The sequence below is a fragment of the Rhodococcus sp. 05-2254-2 genome (assembly GCF_002259095.1).
GTDB lineage: Bacteria > Actinomycetota > Actinomycetes > Mycobacteriales > Mycobacteriaceae > Rhodococcoides.
On the sequence record NZ_NOZJ01000001.1, the window covers coordinates 1 to 20,770 of the forward strand.

General features: G+C 65.2%; 19 protein-coding genes. 14 read left to right on the forward strand and 5 right to left on the reverse strand.

The genetic code is table 11. From position 1 onward, the window contains the following. Window positions 1-660 (reverse strand): AMP-binding protein (locus CH283_RS00005; protein ID WP_141216246.1); only part of this gene is annotated, 660 nt, incomplete at its 3' end. A gap of 444 nt (window positions 661-1,104) precedes the next feature. Between CH283_RS00005 and CH283_RS00010 the strand changes: the two genes are divergently transcribed. The 5 genes from CH283_RS00010 (at window position 1,105) to CH283_RS00030 (ending at window position 7,181) form a co-directional block, all read left to right on the forward strand. Further along, window positions 1,105-2,727 (forward strand): peptide ABC transporter substrate-binding protein, encoded by a 1,623-nt coding sequence (locus CH283_RS00010; RefSeq protein WP_094638619.1) that lies wholly within the window; start codon window positions 1,105-1,107, stop codon window positions 2,725-2,727. 147 nt (window positions 2,728-2,874) lie between these two features. Continuing rightward, entirely contained in the window at window positions 2,875-3,798 is a 924-nt protein-coding gene (locus CH283_RS00015; protein ID WP_094638620.1) for an ABC transporter permease, read from the forward strand. Continuing rightward, window positions 3,791-4,729, forward strand: coding sequence for an ABC transporter permease (locus tag CH283_RS00020; protein ID WP_094638621.1), 939 nt, complete (start codon window positions 3,791-3,793; stop codon window positions 4,727-4,729). The genes CH283_RS00015 and CH283_RS00020 overlap by 8 nt, the downstream gene beginning before the upstream one ends. Window position 4,730: 1 nt before the next feature. Continuing rightward, the gene (locus tag CH283_RS00025) at window positions 4,731-6,404 is read left to right on the forward strand and encodes an ABC transporter ATP-binding protein (protein ID WP_094638622.1); all 1,674 of its coding nucleotides are present in this window, start codon (window positions 4,731-4,733) and stop codon (window positions 6,402-6,404) included. A gap of 30 nt (window positions 6,405-6,434) precedes the next feature. After that, complete coding sequence (locus CH283_RS00030; protein ID WP_094638623.1) at window positions 6,435-7,181, forward strand: oxidoreductase; 747 nt, start codon at window positions 6,435-6,437, stop codon at window positions 7,179-7,181. Between the two features lie 397 nt (window positions 7,182-7,578). Here CH283_RS00030 and CH283_RS00035 read toward each other — a convergent pair whose 3' ends face one another. Beyond that, window positions 7,579-8,424 carry an HAD family hydrolase gene (locus CH283_RS00035; RefSeq protein WP_373454860.1) on the reverse strand — a complete coding sequence of 282 codons (846 nt, stop codon included), beginning with the start codon at window positions 8,422-8,424 and terminating at the stop codon, window positions 7,579-7,581. A gap of 334 nt (window positions 8,425-8,758) precedes the next feature. Between CH283_RS00035 and ssd the strand changes: the two genes are divergently transcribed. The 7 genes from ssd to CH283_RS00070 all read left to right on the forward strand — a co-directional run bounded on the left by ssd (window position 8,759) and on the right by CH283_RS00070 (window position 13,364). After that, window positions 8,759-9,874 carry a septum site-determining protein Ssd gene (ssd, locus tag CH283_RS00040; protein WP_094638624.1) on the forward strand — a complete coding sequence of 372 codons (1,116 nt, stop codon included), beginning with the start codon at window positions 8,759-8,761 and terminating at the stop codon, window positions 9,872-9,874. Continuing rightward, window positions 9,871-11,055 (forward strand): TadA family conjugal transfer-associated ATPase, encoded by a 1,185-nt coding sequence (locus tag CH283_RS00045; protein ID WP_094638662.1) that lies wholly within the window; start codon window positions 9,871-9,873, stop codon window positions 11,053-11,055. The genes ssd and CH283_RS00045 overlap by 4 nt, the downstream gene beginning before the upstream one ends. Continuing rightward, window positions 11,052-11,831, forward strand: a complete 780-nt coding sequence (locus CH283_RS00050; RefSeq protein ID WP_094638625.1) for a type II secretion system F family protein — start codon at window positions 11,052-11,054, stop codon at window positions 11,829-11,831. Before CH283_RS00045 ends, CH283_RS00050 begins: the two co-directional genes overlap by 4 nt. Then, a complete protein-coding gene (locus CH283_RS00055; RefSeq protein ID WP_255183027.1) occupies window positions 11,828-12,400 on the forward strand; it encodes a type II secretion system F family protein in 573 nt (190 codons plus the stop codon). The genes CH283_RS00050 and CH283_RS00055 overlap by 4 nt, the downstream gene beginning before the upstream one ends. A gap of 63 nt (window positions 12,401-12,463) precedes the next feature. Then, entirely contained in the window at window positions 12,464-12,667 is a 204-nt protein-coding gene (locus tag CH283_RS00060) for a DUF4244 domain-containing protein (RefSeq protein WP_068054150.1), read from the forward strand. A 23-nt stretch (window positions 12,668-12,690) separates the two neighbouring features. Then, a complete protein-coding gene (locus tag CH283_RS00065; protein WP_094638627.1) occupies window positions 12,691-13,002 on the forward strand; it encodes a TadE family type IV pilus minor pilin in 312 nt (103 codons plus the stop codon). Window positions 13,003-13,022: 20 nt separating this feature from the next. Beyond that, the gene (locus tag CH283_RS00070; RefSeq protein ID WP_094638628.1) at window positions 13,023-13,364 is read left to right on the forward strand and encodes an Rv3654c family TadE-like protein; all 342 of its coding nucleotides are present in this window, start codon (window positions 13,023-13,025) and stop codon (window positions 13,362-13,364) included. Between the two features lie 188 nt (window positions 13,365-13,552). On the opposite strand, the gene CH283_RS00075 is transcribed toward CH283_RS00070, so the two are convergent. Both CH283_RS00075 and CH283_RS00080 read right to left on the reverse strand, forming a co-directional pair. Then, window positions 13,553-14,815 carry an alpha-hydroxy acid oxidase gene (locus CH283_RS00075; protein WP_094638629.1) on the reverse strand — a complete coding sequence of 421 codons (1,263 nt, stop codon included), beginning with the start codon at window positions 14,813-14,815 and terminating at the stop codon, window positions 13,553-13,555. 52 nt (window positions 14,816-14,867) lie between these two features. Next, entirely contained in the window at window positions 14,868-16,517 is a 1,650-nt protein-coding gene (locus tag CH283_RS00080) for an L-lactate permease (protein WP_217901085.1), read from the reverse strand. A gap of 157 nt (window positions 16,518-16,674) precedes the next feature. Between CH283_RS00080 and CH283_RS00085 the strand changes: the two genes are divergently transcribed. After that, entirely contained in the window at window positions 16,675-17,442 is a 768-nt protein-coding gene (locus CH283_RS00085; protein WP_094638631.1) for a FadR/GntR family transcriptional regulator, read from the forward strand. 266 nt (window positions 17,443-17,708) lie between these two features. Here CH283_RS00085 and CH283_RS00090 read toward each other — a convergent pair whose 3' ends face one another. Beyond that, the gene (locus tag CH283_RS00090; RefSeq protein ID WP_176460166.1) at window positions 17,709-20,078 is read right to left on the reverse strand and encodes a DEAD/DEAH box helicase; all 2,370 of its coding nucleotides are present in this window, start codon (window positions 20,076-20,078) and stop codon (window positions 17,709-17,711) included. A 391-nt stretch (window positions 20,079-20,469) separates the two neighbouring features. Between CH283_RS00090 and CH283_RS00095 the strand changes: the two genes are divergently transcribed. Further along, window positions 20,470-20,673: a cold-shock protein gene (locus tag CH283_RS00095; RefSeq protein ID WP_005248460.1), complete on the forward strand. Its 204-nt coding sequence runs from the start codon at window positions 20,470-20,472 to the stop codon at window positions 20,671-20,673. The last annotated feature ends 97 nt before the right edge of the window (window positions 20,674-20,770 follow it).

The following is a 20,770-nucleotide window of genomic DNA, read 5'->3' on the forward strand; positions in this document are numbered from 1 at the left end:
GGCAGCGTTCTCGAATGCACTGCCGGCGGCGCCGTCGACGGCTTCGTCGACGGTGTCCTTGATGGGAGCGGGCTTGCCGCGTCGCCACTGACCGTCGGTCGTGATGACGAGTTTGGCTTCGGCATCGTCGATGCGCGAGCGCAGCGCGGTGGCCGAGAAGCCGGCGAAGACGACGGAGTGGGTCAGTCCGAGGCGGGCGCACGCGAGCATCGAGACGATGGCCTCGGGAATCATGGGCATGTAGATCGCGACGCGGTCGCCGGAGACGAGGCCGAGTTCGGTCAGGGTGTTGGCGGCCTGGCTGACGTCCGCGAGCAGATCGGAGTAGGTGACGTCGCGGCTGTCGCCGGGTTCGCCTTCCCAGTGGATGGCCACCTGGTCGCCGTGACCATCGATCACGTGGCGGTCGACGCAGTTGTAGGCGACGTTGAGCTCGCCGTCGGCGAACCACTTGGCGACGGGGGCGTCGGACCAGTCGAGTACCTCGGTGAACGGGGTGTGCCAGTGGAGTCGGCGAGCCTGCTCGGCCCAGAAGCCGAGTCGATCGTTCTCCGCGGCGGCGTAGAGGTCGGCTCCGGCGTTGGCCTGAGCGGCGAACTCGGCCGAGGGCGCGTAGGAGGCAACCGCGGTCTCGTCGGTTCCGGAGGTACTGGTCGTCATCTCGAATAGCTCACTTTCGTCCGGTGCATTTCGCTCATGAAACTGCACTTCCGTGCCTGTCTCGAGCCCCTTGTGAGGGTAGTCACATGTGATGGCAATCGCACCGTTGCAATCGCCTGCAACCCCCTGATCTGCGGTGATCGGTAGTTTCTGCACGCTGGGCGGTAATCGGGACCGCCGGCGTGCACCCCGGGCGACGCCGATGTCCGAACTGTGAGAAATCGACTTGCCGAAACGTTTCGATCATGTTTCCGGCTTACTCACGGGTCAGCAAAATCTGGGGGAGTTCACATGTTCGTTTCAGGATGTGTCTAAAGTCCATCCCATCAGATCGTTGGAACGGCCCACCTGCCGTGCCATGCGGTCGCCCACGAATCCCCGGGCGTCGCGCCCGAGGAACTGAGCACGGACGACCCCGTGTTCACATCTGGATGGAGGATTTTCTTGCGTATCAAACGTGCCGCGGTAGTCACCACGGCTGTGCTGATGAGTGCGAGCCTGCTCGCCGCCTGTGGCGGCGGAGGCTCGAGCTCCGGCGGTAGCGCCGACGGTATCTACAGCATCTACATCGGCGAGCCCGAGAACCCGCTGATTCCGGGCAATACCACCGAGAGCGAGGGCAGCCAGGTTCTCGAGGCGCTCTTCACTCCGTTGGTCACGTTCAACGACGAGGACAACAGCGTCGAGTACAACGGAGTTGCCGAGTCCGTCGAGTCCGAGGACAACACCACCTGGACGGTCAAGCTCAAGGACGGCTGGACCTTCCACGACGGCACCCCCGTCACGGCCGAGTCCTACACCAAAGCCTGGAGCTACAACGCGTTGAGTACCAACGCTTTCGGTGCCTCCTACTTCTTCGAGAACATCGAAGGCTACGCAGACCTGCAGGGCAGCGACACCGCCGAGCCCGTCGCGACCGAACTGAGCGGCCTGAGCGTCGTCGACGACACGACCTTCACCGTCAAGCTCAACGGACCGTTCGCGATCTTCCCGCTCACGCTGGGATACACCGCATTCGACCCGCTGCCCGAGGCGTTCTATGCCGACCCCGACGCCTACGGCGCTCGCCCGATCGGTAACGGCCCGTTCAAGGCCGACGAGGACTTCGTTCCCGGACAGGGATTCACCGTCACCAAGTACGACGATTACGCAGGCGACAATGCGGCACAGTCCGCAGGCGTCAACTTCAAGGTCTACACCGAGGTGAGCACCGGCTACAACGACGTTCAGGGTGGCGGACTCGACGTCATGCTCGACCTCCCCGAGGACGCATGGGCCACTGCCCGCGACACGTTCGGTGACCGGTACGGCGAGCGCGCACGTCCCGACATCACCTCGCTCGGCTTCCCGACGTACGATCCGCGATTCCAGGATCCGAACGTGCGTAAGGCATTCTCGATGGCCATCGATCGCCAGGCCATCGCGACCGCGATCTTCACCGATACCCGCACTCCGGCAGGATCTTTCGCATCGCCCGTCGTCGACGGCTACCGCGAGGACGCCTGCGGTGCCAACTGCGAGCTCAACGCGGACGAGGCCAACCGTCTGCTCGACGAGGCCGGATTCGACCGCAGCCAGCCGGTGGATCTGTGGTTCAACGCCGGTGCGGGCCACGACTCGTGGATGACCGCCGTGGGCAACCAGTTGCGTGACAACCTGGGCGTGAACTACGCACTGCGCGGTGACCTCCAGTTCGCGCAGTACCTGCCGCTGCAGGACGCTCAGGGCATGACCGGCCCGTTCCGTTCGGGCTGGATCATGGACTACCCGTCGATCTACAACTTCCTCTCCCCGTTGTACTCGGCAGCCGCAACCCCGCCTGCAGGTAGCAACTACGTCTTCTTCAACGATCCGGCATTCGACGCCGCGCTGGCCGAAGGCAACAACGCTGCAGACATCGACGCTGCAACCGCGGACTACCAGAAGGCAGAGGACATCCTGATCGACCAGATGCCCGCTACTCCGCTGTTCTACGGCCTGAACCAGGCTGTGTGGTCCGATCGCGTCTCCGACGTCAAGATCGACAACCGAGGCAACATCATCCTCGAGGACGTCGTAGTCAGCTGACGACACACCCAGGTGGGTGGCAGCCGAGCGTGATGGGCTGTCACCCACCGGGTCTCGTTCAACCGTGGGGCGCATCCGCCCCACACCGACCTGCGCCGGCAAGACCCGAGGTGCAGGTTCGTCCCTTGTTCAAGGAGAAGACACACAGTGGGTCGCTACATCACTCGCCGATTACTGCTGACGATTCCCGTCCTGATCGGCTCCTCGTTCTTGATCTTCGCGATGGTCTACGCGCTGCCGGGTGATCCCATCCGCGCCCTCGCCGGAGATCGCCCCCTCGCCCCGGGCGTCGTCGCCCAGTTGCGAGACGAGTTCAACCTCGACGACAACCTGTTCGTGCAGTACTTCAAGTACATCGCCGGCTTCTTCCAGGGCGATTTCGGTACCGACTTCTCCGGACGCCCCGTTCTCGACACCATCGAGCGGGCGCTCCCGGTGACAGTCCGGTTGACCATCGTGGCCGTCGTCATCGAAACGATCATGGGCATCGCTGCAGGCGTGCTCGCCGCCCTCAAGCGCGGATCCTTCTTCGACAACCTCGTGCTCATCTCGACGACGCTGCTGGTGTCGGTGCCGGTGTTCGTTCTCGGCTTCATCGCCCAGTTCACCCTCGGTCTCAAGTTGGGGCTCTTCCCGATCTCCGGCATCAACGACGGCTGGTCGAGTTACCTGCTTCCCGGCCTGGTGCTCGCGTCGCTGTCGATGGCGTACGTGGCTCGTCTGACCCGCACCTCGGTGGCCGAGTCGATGGCCGCGGATTACATCCGCACCGCGAAGTCGAAGGGAATCAGCAACCGGCGCATCATCGTTCGACATGCGTTGCGCAACTCGCTGATTCCTGTTGTCACCTTCATCGGTGCCGACGTCGGTGGTCTGCTGGGCGGTGCCATCGTGACCGAAACGGTGTTCAACCTGCCCGGGCTCGGCCGCGCCATCTACGACGGTCTCGCCCGTCAGGAAGGTGCCGTCGTCGTCGGCATCGTGACGCTCTTCGTGTTCTTCTACATCTTCTTCAACCTCGTGGTGGACGTTCTCTACGCGGTTCTCGATCCAAGGATTCGCTATGAATAAAGAAGATTCGAGCGCAGCTCAGCACGCCGCGGACGAGGGCCAGCCCGGAAACGTCGTCACCGGCGAGGCCGTCGAGCTGGTCGGTCAGGCCAGCCTGTGGGGCAACGCGTGGAAGTACCTGCGCAAGAGCCCGTTCTTCATCATCGGCACGTTCCTGCTGTTGGTGCTGTTGGTCATGGCGGTGTTCCCGCAGCTGTTCGCCCGCGGCATCGATCCGCGAGTGTGCTCGCTGTCCGATTCCGGTCAAAAACCCAGTGCAGCACACTGGTTCGGCACCGACATCCAGGGCTGCGACTACTACGCCAACGTCATCTACGGTGCGCGGATCTCGCTGTCGATCGGTGTGCTCTCGGTGATCGGCGTGCTGATCATCGGCGTCCTCATCGGTGCTCTCGCCGGCTACTTCGGCGGTGCGATCGACAGCATCCTGGCGCGCTTCACCGACGTGTTCTTCGGGATTCCGCTGCTGCTCGGTGCTCTGATCCTGCTCACCGTCACCGCCCAGCGCACCATCTTCACCGTGTCGTTGGCCCTGGTGGCCTTCGGTTGGATGACGGCGATGCGCCTGGTGCGATCGTCGGTGATCTCCATCAAGAACAGTGAATACGTCCAGGCGGCACAGGCATTGGGAGCGTCGACCTACCGCATTCTGGTGCGACACATCCTTCCCAACGCGCTGGCCCCGGTGATCATCTACGCCACGATCTCGGTGGGTACGTTCATCGCGGCCGAGGCGACATTGACGTTCCTCGGAATCGGATTGCAAGCCCCCGAGATCTCCTGGGGCCTACAGATCAACCTCGGTCAAGCCAGGTTCCTCACGTCACCGCACCTGGTGCTGTTCCCGGCCGCGTTCCTCTCCGTCACGGTGCTGGCGTTCATCATGCTCGGCGACGCACTCCGTGACGCACTCGATCCGAAACGGAACTGACATGAGTATTCAGAAGGACACGGTTCTGAGCGTCACCGATCTGACGGTCGAGTTCGAGGTCGAGAAGGTCTGGCGCAAGGCGGTCGACACCGTCTCGTTCACGGTCGCCTCCGGTGAAGTTCTCGCCATAGTCGGTGAATCCGGATCCGGTAAGTCGACGACGGCGATGGCCGTCCCGGGCCTGCTGGCCGATAATTCGCGGGTGTCCGGCAGCATCAAGCTGGGCGAGAAAGAGCTGGTCGGGCTGCCCGAGAAGCAGCTCGCACCCATCCGCGGCAAGAACGTCGCGGTGATCTTCCAGGAGCCCATGACGGCGCTCAATCCGGTGTACTCGATCGGCTGGCAGATCACCGAGGCCATCCGCGCGCACACCTCGCTGTCGAAGAAGGAAGCTAAAGCGCGGGCCGTCGAGCTGCTCAAGCTCGTCGAGATGCCGGATCCGGAGACGCGGGTCAACTTCTACCCGCACCAGCTCTCCGGTGGTCAGCGTCAGCGCGCGATGATCGCCCAGGCGCTGTCCTCGGATCCGTCGTTGCTGATCGCGGACGAGCCGACCACGGCCCTGGACGTGACGGTGCAGGCAGAGATCCTCGACCTGATGCGTGATCTCCGGAACCGCATCGACGCGTCGATCGTCCTCATCACTCACGACATGGGTGTGGTGGCCGACATGGCCGACCGCATCGCGGTGATGAAGGACGGCGTCATCGTCGAAACAGACGCTGCGCAAACCATATTCAAGAACGCGTCGCATCCGTACACGCAGCAGTTGCTCGCCTCGGTTCCACACCTGGGCAGCAGCATCGAGGCCGTGACCGCGGGGAAGATCGCCGAGCCCAGTGCCGTCGAGGAGACCCGGGCTCTGAGCATCGTCGACGGTGTCATCGAGTACCCGGGCCGCACCGTGTTCCGGGCCGTCGACGGGGTCAGCCTCGACATCGAGATGGGTGAGGTGGTCGGCCTCGTCGGTGAGTCCGGCTCGGGCAAGTCCACGATCGGTAAGGCCGTGGTGGGACTGAACAAGCTCACCGGCGGCTCGTTGTCGATCGCAGGCGTCGACATCACCAACCTGTCGAATCGCGAACTGCGGTCGGTGCGAAGCAAGGTCGGCATCGTGTTCCAGGATCCGGGTTCGTCGCTGAACCCGCGCTGGCCGATCGGCCAGTCCATTGCCGAGCCGATGCTGTTGCACACCGAGCACAGTGCTGCAGACCGAAATCGAAAGGTCGAGGAACTGCTCGACCGGGTTCACCTGTCGCGGACCATGCGCAACCGCTACCCCCACCAGTTGTCCGGTGGGCAGCGTCAGCGCGTCGGTATCGCCCGGGCGCTCGCCCTGGAGCCGACGCTGCTGGTGGCCGACGAACCGACGTCCGCACTCGACGTGTCGGTGCAGGCCAAGGTGCTCGAGCTGTTCAAGGAACTACAGCGTGAGTACGGCTTCGCGTGCCTGTTCATCAGCCACGACCTCGCTGTGGTGGAGGTACTGGCCAAGCGCATAGCGGTGCTGAACAAGGGCAAACTCGCCGAGTTCGGTACGACGGATCAGATTCTGCGTCGTCCGACCAACGAGTACACCAAGCGGTTGCTCGCGGCCGTCCCGGTGCCCGACCCGGCCGAACAGGCCAAGCGTCGCCAGGCCCGCGCCGAGCTGTTGGCGGCAGGGGCAAAGTAAAGGCAAGGGGAGGGGGTACCGTCGTCTGTCGTGACGGACCCCCTCGCCCCGCTGCTGGAATTGCCCGGAGTTGTCGACTCCGCCGAACGGGCGCGTGACGCTCTCGGCGCGGTGCATCGACACAAGGCCAACCGTCGTGGCTGGCCGGCCACCGCGGCCGAGGCCGCGGTCCGCGCGGCCCGCTCGTCCTCGTCACTCGAGGGCGGGTCGATGGATTTCCCCCGCGAGGGCGAAGAAGGCGACCCCGTACTCGCCGGCGCGCTTCGAGTCGCGGCCGCCCTCGATGGCGACGCCCTGCAGAACACGCTCTCGACGTGGAAGCGCGCTCCGCTGCAGACCCTGGCTCGACTCCACTTGTTGGCAGCTGCAGATCTCGTCGACGACGCCTCCGCGCTCGGTCGTCCGCGCGGTGATGCGGGGGTCGGCGAGCGACTCGATCTGCTCGCTCAGCTCGTGACCGGTGGAACCTCTGCACCCGCTCCGGTGATCGCGGCGGTGGTGCACGGTGAGTTGTTGACGCTCAAAGCTTTCGGATCGGCCGACGGCATCGTTGCGCGGGCTGCATCGAGACTGGTGGCGGCGTCGTCGGGCTTCGACCCCCACAACCTCGGAGTGCCGGAAGTGAGCTGGATGCGTCGAGCAAATGCCTACCGGGACGGCGCGACCGGATTCGCCGAGGGCACCGCGACGGGCGTCGGGAGTTGGGTGATCCTGTGCTGTGGAGCCTTCGAAGCCGGTGCGGCAGAAGCGACTTCGATTGCCGAAGCCGCGGTGTAGCGAGCGCATAAAAGGGCCGCGAGCGGAGCCTGCAGCAGCGAGCACATAAAAGGGCGGCGATGCCGACTTGCGTCGACTTCGCCGCCCGTTAGCACGGAGCGCCTGGTTACCAAGCGTGCTCAGGTGGGCTGTGATGGAAAACCACGTGGCCTCGGCGAGGGTTCGACGGTGATGAGGTCATCCCTGCAACCGGTGCAGGGTTCTTGCTGATCATCGACGAATCTCGCAGGCCCACAGCGCTTCTGCCATTAGGTGGCCGCTCCGCGTGGGTGCCTGGTGTCCGTGCTGGGAATCCCGGTCGGGAGAGCGAATCTTCTCTTCCGATTCGTTCTTGGCCTTCCGTTCTTCCGTACGTCATTTGTACCCCGTGACGCGCCTCACATCAAGGGGTTGAGCGTCATCTTTTTCTTCGGAGCAGTCCGTAGGTGATCGCGCCGGCCGCAAGAGCGCTGAAACCTGCTGCCGCACTTGCCGCTACGGTCTTGCCGGACGGGGTCTGGATCCGTGATCGCAGCGAGACCGGGTTGGAGAACGTGAGGATCGGCCAGCCGCGGGACGCGGCTTCCTTGCGCAGCGCTCGGTCGGGGTTGACGGCCGTGGGATGCCCGACGGCGCGCAGCATCGGCACGTCGGTGATCGAGTCCGAGTACGCGTAGCTCGACGCCAAGTCGTAATCATGTTGCGCGGCCAGGGAGTTCATGGCGTCGACCTTGCCCTCGCCGTAGCAGTAGAAGTCGACTTTGCCGATGTACTTGCCGTCCACGGTCACCATCGTGGTGGCCATGCTGTGATCGGCACCCAGGAGTTCTGCGATGGGGTGCACGATCTCGTCGCCGGACGCCGACACGATCACCACATCGTGGCCGCGGAGCTTGTGGTCTGCGATCAGGTCGGCGGCTTCGGCGAACACGAGGGGGTCGACGATGTCGTGCAGGGTTTCGGCGACGACCGCTCGTACCTGTTCGACGTCCCAGCCGGCGGTCATGCTCGCGATGTGTGCGCGCATGCGCTCCATCTGGTCGTGATCGGCTCCGGAGAGCAGGAACAGGAACTGGGCGTAGCTGCTCTTGAGAACGGCGCGCCGGTTGATGAGTCCTTGGTCGAAGAACGGTCTGCTGAATGCCAACGTGCTGGACTTGGCGATGATCGTCTTGTCGAGGTCGAAGAATGCCGCGACGCGCGCTGCGCGTCGGCCGGCCGGGGCGTCGTCGGTGCTCGCGCTCTGGGTCACGTTTGTCACCATAGTGGCCGGTGGTGACCGGTGGATGTTGCGCGGCGCCACTGGCGGACTCGGTCCGAAACCGTCGAGAAAAAGCGACGGTTGAACTTGCAAACAAGGAAGTCCACGGGTGTAGTATTTGCTATGAGCCCGGTTCATTCCGGGCGGTGTTCAGCCCGACCCCCCGGGGCTGAACCAGACGACCCTCGCCTCCTCCCCCCCTGGCGAGGGTCGTCCTCTTTTCGGGGTCGGGGCAAAAACTGGTACAGCAGTACCGGTATTCATCCACAGGCCCCGATCTATCCACATTTTGCCAAGTCGCGCGCACCTCGAGCAGATTCTCACGCAGGCTTGGCGCATGGAAACGGACCCGCGACAGCGAATCGCGCACCCGACTGTGGCGATGTCGATCGAACTTCGCGGACTCCGCGAGGACGTCTATCGAATAGCCGCGGCCGCGGATTGTGTTGTGGAAGAGCCGAACTTACTGGTCGGTATCGGTTCGGCACGGTCGATGTGGGACCGACCCGGAACAATTTTGGTCGATTTCGAGTCCGCAGAGACGGCATTGGCGTCCGGATTTTCGCGACGCTCGCGCGTCATTCTGGTCACGGACGAGCAACCGACACTCGACGACTGGCGCATCGCCACATCGCTCGGTGCCGAGCATGTGCTCTCACTGCCGCAGGACGAAGACGCACTCGTGCGCATACTCGGCGAACCCGCATCGGTGCCGTCGGGAGACGGTGGAGTGATCGCCGTGGTCGGCGCTCGCGGTGGCGCGGGCGCATCGACATTCGCCGCCGCACTCGGACTCCGCAGCAGCCGCTCGGACCGACGTGCCCTCCTCGTCGAGGGTGATCGGTACGGCAGCGGCCTCGACCTGTTACTCGGCTGGGAGAACGCTCCGGGTCTGCGATGGTCCGGCTTGGTCGTCGAAGGCGGCCGAGTCTCCGGCGACGCTCTGCACGGGGCGCTGCCTTCCCGCGGCGGGTTGTCGGTGCTGGCGCTCGGCCGATCCCAGGACCGGGGTGTCGGACTCTCGGCCGTTGCAGTGGCGGCTGTGGTCGATGCAGGACGCGCAGCGGGAGATCTGGTGGTGTGCGACGCTCCGCGCCATCCGAGCGACGTCTCCGACGCTCTGTACGCCGCGGCGGATCTCGTCGTGCTGGTACTTCCGGCCGAACTGCGAGCCGTGACGTCGGCTGAGGCGGTGGCAGCGCAGGTCGTGGATCGAAACGCCAACGTCGGCCTGGTCGTTCGTGGGCCTGCGCCGGGTGGGCTGAGGGCAGACGACATCGCCGTCGCCCTCGGTCTTCCGCTGCTGACCTCGATGCGCGCCGAGCCCGCGTTGGCCGAGCGCCTCGAACGAGGAGGACTGGTGCTGGGCCGACGTTCGCCGCTGGCCGCGGCAGCCGACGCTGTGCTCGATACGTTCGCGCACAAGCCCGGTGGTCAGCGGTGGGCGGCATGAGCGCCGTCGTCACCGCGGATCTGCTCGACCGCGTCCGTGATCGCCTGGCGGCATCGGCCGATGCTCCGGTTCCCGCGACCGTCGCCGCGGCGATTCGAGCGGAAGCAGGCGGGGTGATCGGCGACACCGATATGCTTGCGGCCCTTCGTGTTCTGCAGACCGAGCTGACCGGTGCGGGGCCGTTGGAGCCGCTGCTGTCCGAGCCCGGAGTGACCGATGTGCTGGTCACCGCACCGGATCAGGTGTGGATCGATCGTGGTCGCGGACTCGAGCGCACCGGCATCCGATTCGCCGACGAGGCTGCCGTACGTCGTTTGGCGCAGCGACTCGCGTTGTCGGCCGGCCGCCGCTTGGACGACGCGCAGCCTTGGGTCGACGGTCGATTGCCGGGCGTCGGGCAGGGGGCCTTCGGCGTCCGCTTGCACGCGGTACTGGCACCGGTGGCGAGCGGAGGAACGTGTGTCTCGCTTCGGGTGCTGCGACCCGCGACGCAGGGACTCGCTGCGCTCCGTGCATCGGGAGCCGTGACCGCAGACGGGTACGAGCTGCTGCGTCGAATCATGTTCGGCCGCCTGGCATTTCTCGTTGTCGGCGGTACCGGCGCGGGAAAAACTACGCTCTTGGCCGCACTGTTGGGCGAGGTGGATCCGGCCGAACGGATCGTCTGCGTCGAGGACGCCGCCGAGTTGGCCCCGGCTCATCCGCACGTGGTCCGACTGGTGGCCCGCGCACCCAATGTCGAAGGCGTGGGTGAAGTATCGGTGCGGCAGCTGGTGCGTCAGGCCCTGCGAATGCGACCCGATCGTCTCGTGGTCGGTGAAGTGCGCGGTGCCGAGGTCATCGACTTGATGACGGCACTCAATACAGGTCACGACGGCGGAGCCGGAACCATTCACGCGAATTCCCCGGCCGAGGTACCGGCCCGACTCGAAGCCCTTGCGGCACTGGGCGGAATGGGCAGAGACGCGCTACACAGCCAACTCGCCGCTGCGGTCCAAGTGGTGTTGCACGTCCACCGCAGCTCCGACGGTACTCGACGGCTACGTGAGATCGGAGTGGTCGACGTCGATCCCACCGGCCGAGTGCACATCGCGGCGGCCTGGTCGGTGACTGCCGACGCGACGCCGGGCGAAGGTCGGCTCCTCGAACTGCTCGACCGCCGTTGCGGTGACGCGCGATGACGGCGTCGGTGATGGTCCTCGCCCTCGCGGTTGCCCTGTGGCCGAGCAGTTTCCGTCGGTTGTCTGGTGAAGAACGGGCGGCTTCCTCCGCGCCGCGATGGCTGGTGCCGGCCTGCTGCGTTCTGCTTGCGGCAGGGGCGGCGTGGTGGTTCGGCGGAATCTGGGCCGTGAGCGCAGCAGCGGTGGCGGGCGGTACCGGATGGCGTCGCTATCGTCGGCGACTCGAACGTGACCGGCGTGCCGAGGAATTGAACTGGCTCGCAACCGGAGTCGAGGTGGTCATCGGAGAGCTACGCGTCGGATCCCATCCGGCCACGGCCAGCGCGGTCGCGGCCGACGAATGCGGCGGTATCGCGTCGACGGCACTGCGCGGTGCGGCATCGCGGTCCCGACTGGGCGGCAGGGCTGCCGACGGTATTGCTTCGTCCGATTCGTTGTTGGACGCCGAGCTCGGCCGGCTGGCCGCCGCATGGAGAGTGGCAGACGAGCACGGGCTCGCGCTCGCCGAACTGCTCGACGCGGTCCGCGAGGACATGCTGGGACGCCGACGGTTTCGCGAACGAACCGATGCATCGCTCGCCGGTGCCCGTGCCACCGCGCTGGTGCTGGCTGGTTTGCCGATTCTCGGAGTGGCTCTCGGTCAGCTGATGGGAGCCGATCCGCTGCATATTCTGCTCGGCGGTGGGCTCGGCGGAATGCTGCTGCTCATCGGCACGGCGCTGGGCTGTGCGGGACTGCTGTGGACCGATGCGATCACCGGCAAGGTGACGACGTGATGTGGGTGGCGGTTCTGTGTCTGGCCACGGCATCGATCACGCTGCCCTCGGTCTCGGGTGGGTTGCACAGGCTGGCATCCGAGCGCCGGGCGGACACCGACACCGTCGATACGCCGACACCCGACCCGCTCGCGGTGGCCACGACCTTCGATCTGCTCGCCGCCTGTCTGCGGTCGGGCTTGCCGATATCGACCGCCGCTGCGGCAGCAGCACATTCCGCTCCGACCTCGTTCGGTATCGCGCTCCGCAAGGCAGCCGATCTGCTCGAACTCGGTGCCGACGCCGCGACCGCGTGGAACGCCGTCGCGCAGGATCCCGAAACCGAGGCGCTGGCCAGGATGGCCCGCCGATCTGCCCGGGCCGGGTCGTCCATGGCGTCGGCGATGACGGAACTCGCTGCGACACAACGAACTCGCGCCGAGGACGCGTCGGCCGCTGCGGCCGATCGCGCGGGTGTGCTGATCAGCGGGCCGTTGGGCCTGTGCTTTCTGCCCGCTTTCATCTGCCTCGGCATCATCCCCGTGGTGATCGGACTGGCGGGCAACGTACTTGGCGGCGGTCTGCTGTGACCGCTGCGCACACAGAATTCCGTTGCGGAACTGCCGCATCGGAGAACAGGGAGGGGAATCGAGATGATCGAGAACGCACTGCAGGAGTTGAAGACTCGAATCGTTCTGTTCGGCGTGGAGGACGATGGCATGTCCACCGCGGAGTACGCGATCGGGACCATCGCGGCCGCGGCGTTCGGGGCGGTGCTGTACACGGTGGTGACCGGCGACAGCATCGTCACGGCGTTGACGGGGATCATCGATCGAGCGCTGAACACAGCCGTCTGATCCTGGCCGATGACGACGGTGCCGTGACGGTGGAGGCGGCGTTCGCGATCGCGTCCATCGTCGCGGTGATCGTGGTCTGTATCGGGGCGATCGTGTCGGTGACGATGCACATCGGCTGCGTCGATGCGGCCAGGGAGGCGGCGCGGTTGGCGGCCAGAGGGGATACGAACCGGGCTGTCTCGGTGGGGGAGAGGGTCGCGCCGGACGGTGCTCGCATCACGGTGACCGAGGACGGGGAGTTCTTCGTCGCGCGGGTGGAGGTGGCGAGTCCGCTGCCTGGGTTGACGTTGTCTGCGGAGGCGGTCGCTGCTGCGGAACCGATTGCCGCGGAATGAGGCTCGCTTTCGGAAGAGCGATGCGTGATGACGAAGGTGGCGCGACGGTGTTGGCGGCGCTGGCGATGTCGGCCTTGATCGTTGTCGTGGTGATGGTGATGCACGTCGGCTCGGCGGTGGGTGCGCGTCATCAGGCGCAGTCGGCGGCCGATCTCGCGGCGCTGGCCGGGGCGGGGGCCCTCGATCGTGGAGTGGCCGATGCGTGTGAGACGGCGCGGGGTTTGGCGGGGCGAATGGGGACCGTGTTGCGAGAGTGCACGATCGCCGAGTGGGACGTGATCGTGACGGTGGGCCAACCGGTGTTCCTCGGTCGCTTCGGAATGTCCGACGCCATCGCCTCGGCGCGGGCGGGTCCGGGGTGAGGATCGGACCGCTTGCCCGCCCCGGTCCGCCTCGCCCGCTGGCCGAATTCGCAAATGCGCGCGCGTTGGTCAGGTGCGCGGGGATTCGCCTCGTCTGGCCAGCGATTTCGCGAGCGTTCAGCGAATGCGCGCGCGTTTGCCGTGAGCCTTTGCCGTGAACCCAGGCCACGAACCCCGGCCTACAGCGGTCAGCGCGTCGTGAAGGTGCGGGCCCCGGACTGTAGAGGAGCGAATCGAGTGAGTTGAGTGACGTGCTCCGGGGTCAGTTCCGCGAGTGAATTGACCTGCAGCAGTTGCATGGTGCGGACTATTTCTTCGCGCAGGATCTCGATCATGCGGTCGACGCCGGCTCGCCCTCCGGCCATCAGGCCGTACAGGTACGCGCGTCCGACGAGGGTGAACGACGCTCCCATCGCGATGGAGGCGACGATATCGGCACCGTGCATGATTCCCGTGTCGACGGCGACCTCGAAATCGGAGCCGACTTCGCTCACCACCTGAGGCAGCAGGTGGAAGGGAACGGGGGCCCGATCGAGTTGTCGGCCTCCGTGATTGGACAGGATGATTCCGTCGACTCCCAGCTCGGCGAGACGGACCGAATCCGCCACCGACTGAACACCTTTGACGACCAGCTTGCCAGGCCAGATCCCTCGGATGACGTCGAGATCCTCGAACGAGATCGATGGATCCATCGCTGAATTGAGCAGCTCTCCTACCGTGCCGCCGGTAGAGGACAGCGATGCGAATTCGAGCTTGGCCGTGGTGAGGAAGTCCCACCACCACCAGGGCCGCGGGATGGCGTTGGCGATCGTCGACGCGGTCAACTGCGGCGGGATGGAGAATCCGTTGCGCTTGTCGCGCAGTCGTGATCCGGCTACGGGCGTGTCGACCGTGAACAGGAGTGTGTCGAAGCCTGCCTTCGCGGCGCGTTCGACCAGCCCGAACGAGATGTCGCGGTTGCGCATGACGTAGAGCTGGAACCAGTTTCGTCCGTTCGGATTGGTGGCCTTGACGTCCTCGATCGACGTGGTGCCCAGGGTCGAGAGGCAGAACGGGATTCCGGCAGCTCCGGCTGCGGCAGAACCGGCGTATTCGCCCTCGGTCTGCATCAGGCGGGTGAATCCCGTCGGAGCGATGCCGAACGGCAGCGCGGACGGCCCGCCGAACACCGTCGTCGAGGTGTCGACGTGAGAGACGTCCCGCAGAATCGAGGGATGGAATTCGACGTCACGGAAGGCCTGACGAGCCCGCGAGAGCGAGATCTCGGCGTCGGCGGCACCGTCGGTGTAATCGAATGCTGCCCGTGGGGTGCGTCGACGTGCGATGGTGCGGAGATCGTCGATGGTGAGTGCGGCGCTGAGGCGTCGGCGACGCAGGTTCAGATCGGGCTTTTTGAACGAGAGGACCTCGCGCAAATCGGTAGCTTTGGGCATCTGCCGGGTGATGGGCATGTCACGTTCTCGATTCTGTGGACTGATTGTGGTGAGTGGTGGGGACGACGGGTCAGGGGAGCATCCAGGCCAGTACCGAACTCTGGAGTCCGACCAGGAGACAGATCGCAAGCAGCAGGCCGAGGCTCCACCCGATGACTTTTCGGAAGATCTCGGACTCCCGCCCGACCAACCCCACCGCGGAAGCAGCGATGGCGAGATTCTGCGGGCTGATCATCTTTCCCACCACACCACCCGAGGTGTTGGCGGCGACCAGCAGGGTGGGGTCGATGCCGGCGTTGATCGCTGCAGTCTGCTGCAGCGTCGCGAACAACGCGTTCGCGCTGGTGTCCGAGCCGGTGACCGCGGTTCCCAGCCACCCGAGAATCGGGGAGAGGTAGGCGAAGAATGCGCCGGTGCCGGCAATCCAGGTTCCGATGGTGATGGTCTGCCCCGACTGGTTCATCACGTAGGCGAGCGCCAGAACCGCGCCCACCGTGAGTGCGGAGAATCGGAGTTTGATCAGAGTGCTTCCGAACAGCCGGGCGGCGTCGGGAGCGCTGACGCGGTAGACGGCGGCGACGATGACACCGCAGATCAGGAGCAGTGTTCCCGGCGTGGACAGCCAGGTGAACTTGTAGATGGTGGTGGTGGCGGGGGAACCGGCGGCGGTGAGGATGTTGCCGTCGAGACCGGGCCACGGTACGGCGATGTCGGTCGAGGCGAGGAACCCGGCGACCGGGGACCACAGCTTGGCCATGGAGAACACCGCGATGACGAGCAGGTACGGGAACAGTGCGAGCCACACTCGTTGGGTCGTCAGCGGCGCGGCCTCGACGGTGCGGGTGGCGACCGGCGCAGGCGTGACCGGCGCAGTGCCGGAGCTCCCCGAATCGAGGTCGGCATCTCTGGCCAGGAGGATGCGTTCGCGCGCCTCATCGGATCCGGTCGGCTTCCAGAACCGCAGAACCACGACTGCTGCGGCGATGCCCGCCAGTGAGGCGATGATGTCGGTCAACTCGACCGAGATCCAGGTTGCGCTGACCCACTGCGCGACGGCGAACACGACACCGACGGCCAGTGCGACCGGCCACGTCTGGGCGACGCCGCGTCGACCATCGGTGAGGAACGCGATGAACAGCGGTACGAACAGGGCGATGAACGGGGTCTGGTGACCCACGTACGCGCCGATCTCGTGGTAGTCGATTCCCGTCAAGTTTCCGGCGGTGAGGATCGGAATGCCGATGGCACCGAAGGCGACCGGCGCGGTGTTGGCGAGCAACACGACGACGGCTGCGCGCATCGGAGCGAAACCGATGGCCAGAAGCATGACACCGGTGATGGCGACGGGAGCACCGAATCCGGCGAGGGCTTCGAGTAGCCCGCCGAAGCCGAACGCGATGATGATCGCCTGGATACGCGGATCGTCGGAGATGGCATCGATGATGCGGCGCAGGTCGTCGAACCGTCCGCTCGTCACGGTCAACTCGTACAACCAGATCGCACAGATCACGATCCACACGATGGGAAATAACCCGAAGGCGAAGCCTTGTGTTGCCGACAGTCCGGCCAGGTTCACCGGCATGTCGTAGGCCAGAACCGCCACCGCCAATGCGACGACGAGCCCGGCCAGACCGGCGAAGTGGGCTTTCCACCGAAGAAGTCCGAGCGTGACGAAGACCGTCAACAGCGGCAGGCAAGCCACCGCTGCGGACAATCCCATGCTGTCCGCGAGCGGTGCGAGATCGGGTGTGTACACAGCTACTCCATTCAAGACCTTCAAGGTGTGTGAGGTCTGACCACACAGAGAATGATATGGATCACACTCAATGGGGTCAAGAGGCTCGAGGCACAGACCAACTTCTGGTTGGATGATCGCTATGGCAGACGACGCTGGACGGACGCATAACGAAACGCTTTCGTGGAAGCCGGTCCGGCGCGCCCGCGCGCACGAGCTGGTCATCGACGCAATCGAGGAGCGCATCATGGCTGGTGATCTCCGCGTCGGGGATCCGCTGCCGCCCGAGCGGGAGTTCGCAGCTCAGCTCGACGTCAGCCGGGCTGGGGTCCGTGAAGCCGTGCGCGTCCTCGAGAGCAGTGGAATTCTGCGGTCGTCACCGGGTTCCGGTCCCGGAGCCGGCACCTTCGTTGCGGCACTGCCGCGGCCGGCACTCACACGTCTCCTTCGCCTGCACGTCGCGCTGACCAACTTTCGGATCGATGACTTGATCAGCACGCGAGTTGCGCTCGAGCGGGCAAGTGTTCACCTTGCCGCGGTGGCCCCCGATCAGAACAAGCTTGCGCAGGCGAGGGCCGCCGTGGAAATCATGGCAGCGCGGGGTGTCACCCGAGAGGTCTTCAACGACGCCGACACGAACTTTCACATCGCCTTGGCCGAGGCCTCGGGTAACGACTTCGTCGCGTCCCTCACCGCAGCAATCCGGGAGTCGATGCGTGCGCCCATCCTCGCCGCGCTGTTGGAGATCGAGGATTGGGACTCGTTGGCCGACAAGCTGAATACCGAACACCGGCAGATTCTGGCGGCCGTCGAAGCCGGTGACGCAGAGCTCGCAATGAAGTCGGCCGAACAACACATCCGGTCGTCCGCTGCGTCCCTGTCCATTCGCAACAGCCCGGAACCGACGTAGCATCGGCTGTCGCAGGTTCGCGTACCCGCGGATCTACGAATGTCGTTGTGCAGGTAACGGATTCCGCTGTACGCCCGTGAGTTCGCGCCTTGCGCCCAGCGACCGCGAATGCGCGCGCGTTTGTCAGGTGCGCGCGATATAGCCCCGTTCAGCAGCCGATTTTGCACGCGTTCAGCGAATGCGCGCGCGTTTGCGCCCATCGCTGGACCGTCACTGGACCGGCGCTGGACCATCACTGGACCGGCGCTGAATCGGAATCCCCGGACTCAACCCTCCCGAGTGATGGCCGCCAGTACCGCCGTCAACACTCGAACAGCACCGTCTTTGTCCAATGGATCGTTGCCGTTTCCGCATTTGGGTGATTGCACACAGGAGGGGCAACCTGTTTGGCATTCGCAGGAGACGATGGCGTCTTTGGTGGCCGTGAGCCAATCGGCGATGGCCATGTGACCGCGGTCGGCGAAGCCTGCTCCGCCGTCGTATCCGTCGTAGACGAACACCGTAGGCAGGCCGGTGTCGGGGTGCAGAGCCGTCGACACTCCGCCGATGTCCCAGCGATCGCACGTCGCCACCAGGGGCAGCAGCCCGATGGCGGCGTGCTCGGCCGCGTGCAGTGATCCGGGGAATCGTTCGTACGGAACTCCGCTGTGCTCGAGCAACTCCGGGGTGATGGTGTACATGACGGCTCTGGTGTCGAGTGTCTGTGCGGGCATGTCGAGTTCGATGGAGTCGAGTACCTCGCCGGAGAGGAGGCGTCGCAGATATCCGACGACCTGATGCGTGACGTTGACCTGCACCAGTGCGACGCGTACCTCGCCGTAGTCGACGGATTCGTGCACCGCGGTGATCGAGATGTCGGTGATCTCGCGGGCCGAGGTGTTCCACTCGGGCTGCTCGGCGTGCACCAGTGCGAGGCCGGCATCGAGATCGAGGTCGTCGACCACGAACGACTCACCCTGGTGAATGTGGACGGCACCCGGGTGGGCGGTGGCGGGCGCTCTGCCGCCGTCGACGGTGCCGAGCATGCGACCGGACTCGCCGTCGACGATGGCCACCTGCACCCCGTTGCCGCCGCGAATGTTCACCGCACCGTGCGGCGACAACTGCTGCCCCTCGGGAGTGATGAACCACCCGTGCGGACGCTTGCGCACATAGCCTTTCAGTTCGAGTTCCTCGAGCACCGATTCCGCGCTCAGCTCCTCGGCCTCGACGAGGGTGATCGGTAGTTCGACTGCAGCGCAGAGTAATTGCGGAGCCAGGATGTACGGGTTGGTGGGGTCGGTGACGGTCGCCTCGACGGGCTTGTCCAACAGAGCCGCCGGGTGATGCACCAGATATGTGTCGAGTGGATCGTCGCGCGCAACGAGCACCAGCAGCGAGCCCTCCCCGCGTCGACCGGCCCGGCCGCCCTGTTGCCAGAACGACGCGACGGTGCCGGGAAAGCCGGCGACGATCACCGCGTCCAAACCGGCGATGTCGACGCCCAGTTCGAGCGCATTGGTGGTGGCGACGCCGAGCAACGTGCCGTCGGACAGATCGGATTCGAGTTTGCGCCGATCCTCGGCCAAATACCCTGCGCGATAGGCGGCGACGCGTCGTATCAATTGCGGATCGACGTCGGCGAGAATTCTCTGGGTCCCCAGCGCGGTCACCTCGGCTCCGCGCCGGGACCGCACGAATGCCAGAGTTCGCGCGCCCTCCACCAGGAGGTCGGCCATGATGCGCGACGCTTCCGCACCCGCGGATTTCCTGACCGGAGCCCCGTTTTCGCCGGTGATCTCCTTCAGCAACGGCGGTTCCCACAGCGCGACGGTGCGGGCTCCGTGCGGGGATCCGTCTTCGGTGACTTCCGCGCACGGCGCTCCGATGAGTCGGCTCGCGGCCCGCCCCGGTTCGGACGTGGTGGCACTGGCGAGAACGAACACCGGCGATGCTCCGTACCGGGCGCACAGGCGTCGTAGCCTGCGGAGCACCAATGCGACATTGGATCCGAAAACACCACGGTAGTAATGGCATTCGTCCACCACCACGTAGCGGAGGTTGCGGAGGAAACGCGACCACCGCTCGTGCGAACCCAGGATACCGAGGTGCAGCATGTCGGGATTGGTGAAGATCCAGCGCGCGTTCGTGCGGGCCCACTGGCGAATCTCGATCGGCGTATCGCCGTCGTACGCGCTCGGGAACACCTCGGCGAGTTCGTCTGATACCGAACGCAACTCGTCGGTGATCGAGATCGTGGTGCGCAGCTGATCGGCACCGAGAGCCTTGGTGGGGGCCAGATACAGCGCGGTCGCTCGGGCATCGGCGGACAGCGTCGTGAGGATGGGGAGTTGATACGCCAGCGACTTGCCCGACGCGGTGCTGGTCGAGAGCACCACATGGCTACCTTCGGCGGCGAGTGTTGCCGCACGCGCCTGATGCGTCCAGGGTTGTGAGATCCCACGAGAGGTGATCACCTGCACCACTTCCGGGCCCACCCATGATGGCCAGGAGGAGAACTGGGAGGCGCGTGCCGGCAGTTCGGCGACGTGGGTCAACGGGCTCTCGCTCGCGGGCGATCCCGCCAAAACTCGATCCAGCAACCGCTGCCCGTAGCTCCCGGCCTCCGCACCGCCCAGCGGATTCTTCTCGCTCACGGGCCTCCATGCATTCGTTCGATCTACAAGCGCCGTCGGGCTGTTCGCGACAACCCCATGCTAGCGGGGACCTGCTCAGCTCCTTCGCGCCCTGGTGGGAGCAGGAATTCGCTTGTCGGATGTTGTCCGTTTCTACAACACGGACAAAATGTTCGAAAACGGTCGACTTTCGACTGTTGCGAACGCGGAGTTCATGGTTCACTTGACGCGGTCGCAGCTTCTGTGTTCGTTCTACGCTCGCAGGATCTAATGTTGCGGGCGCGGTACTGGAAGAGCTCGTCCGTCAGGGGGAATCCTGAGGGGGATTCGTAGAAAGTGCAGCGGTCGGAACCGGCCCGATGGACCGAAAGTGCGCTCCATCGAATCCGGTGTTAGAAAGAGAAGGAAAAGCATGGCACAGGGAACTGTGAAGTGGTTCAACGCCGAAAAGGGCTTTGGATTCATCGCACCAGAAGACGGCTCCGCTGACGTCTTCGTTCATTACTCCGAGATTCAGGGCAGCGGCTTCCGCACCCTCGAGGAGAACCAGCGCGTCGAGTTCGAGGTCGGCCAGGGCACCAAGGGTCCTCAGGCCACGGGCGTTCGCGCAGTCTGATTCTCTTCTCTTTGGAGTCGAGAACCGTCATCCCCCTTTTCATCGGTCTTACGAGGCCGATCGAAAAGGGGGATGTTTCGTTTCCACGAACCACCGG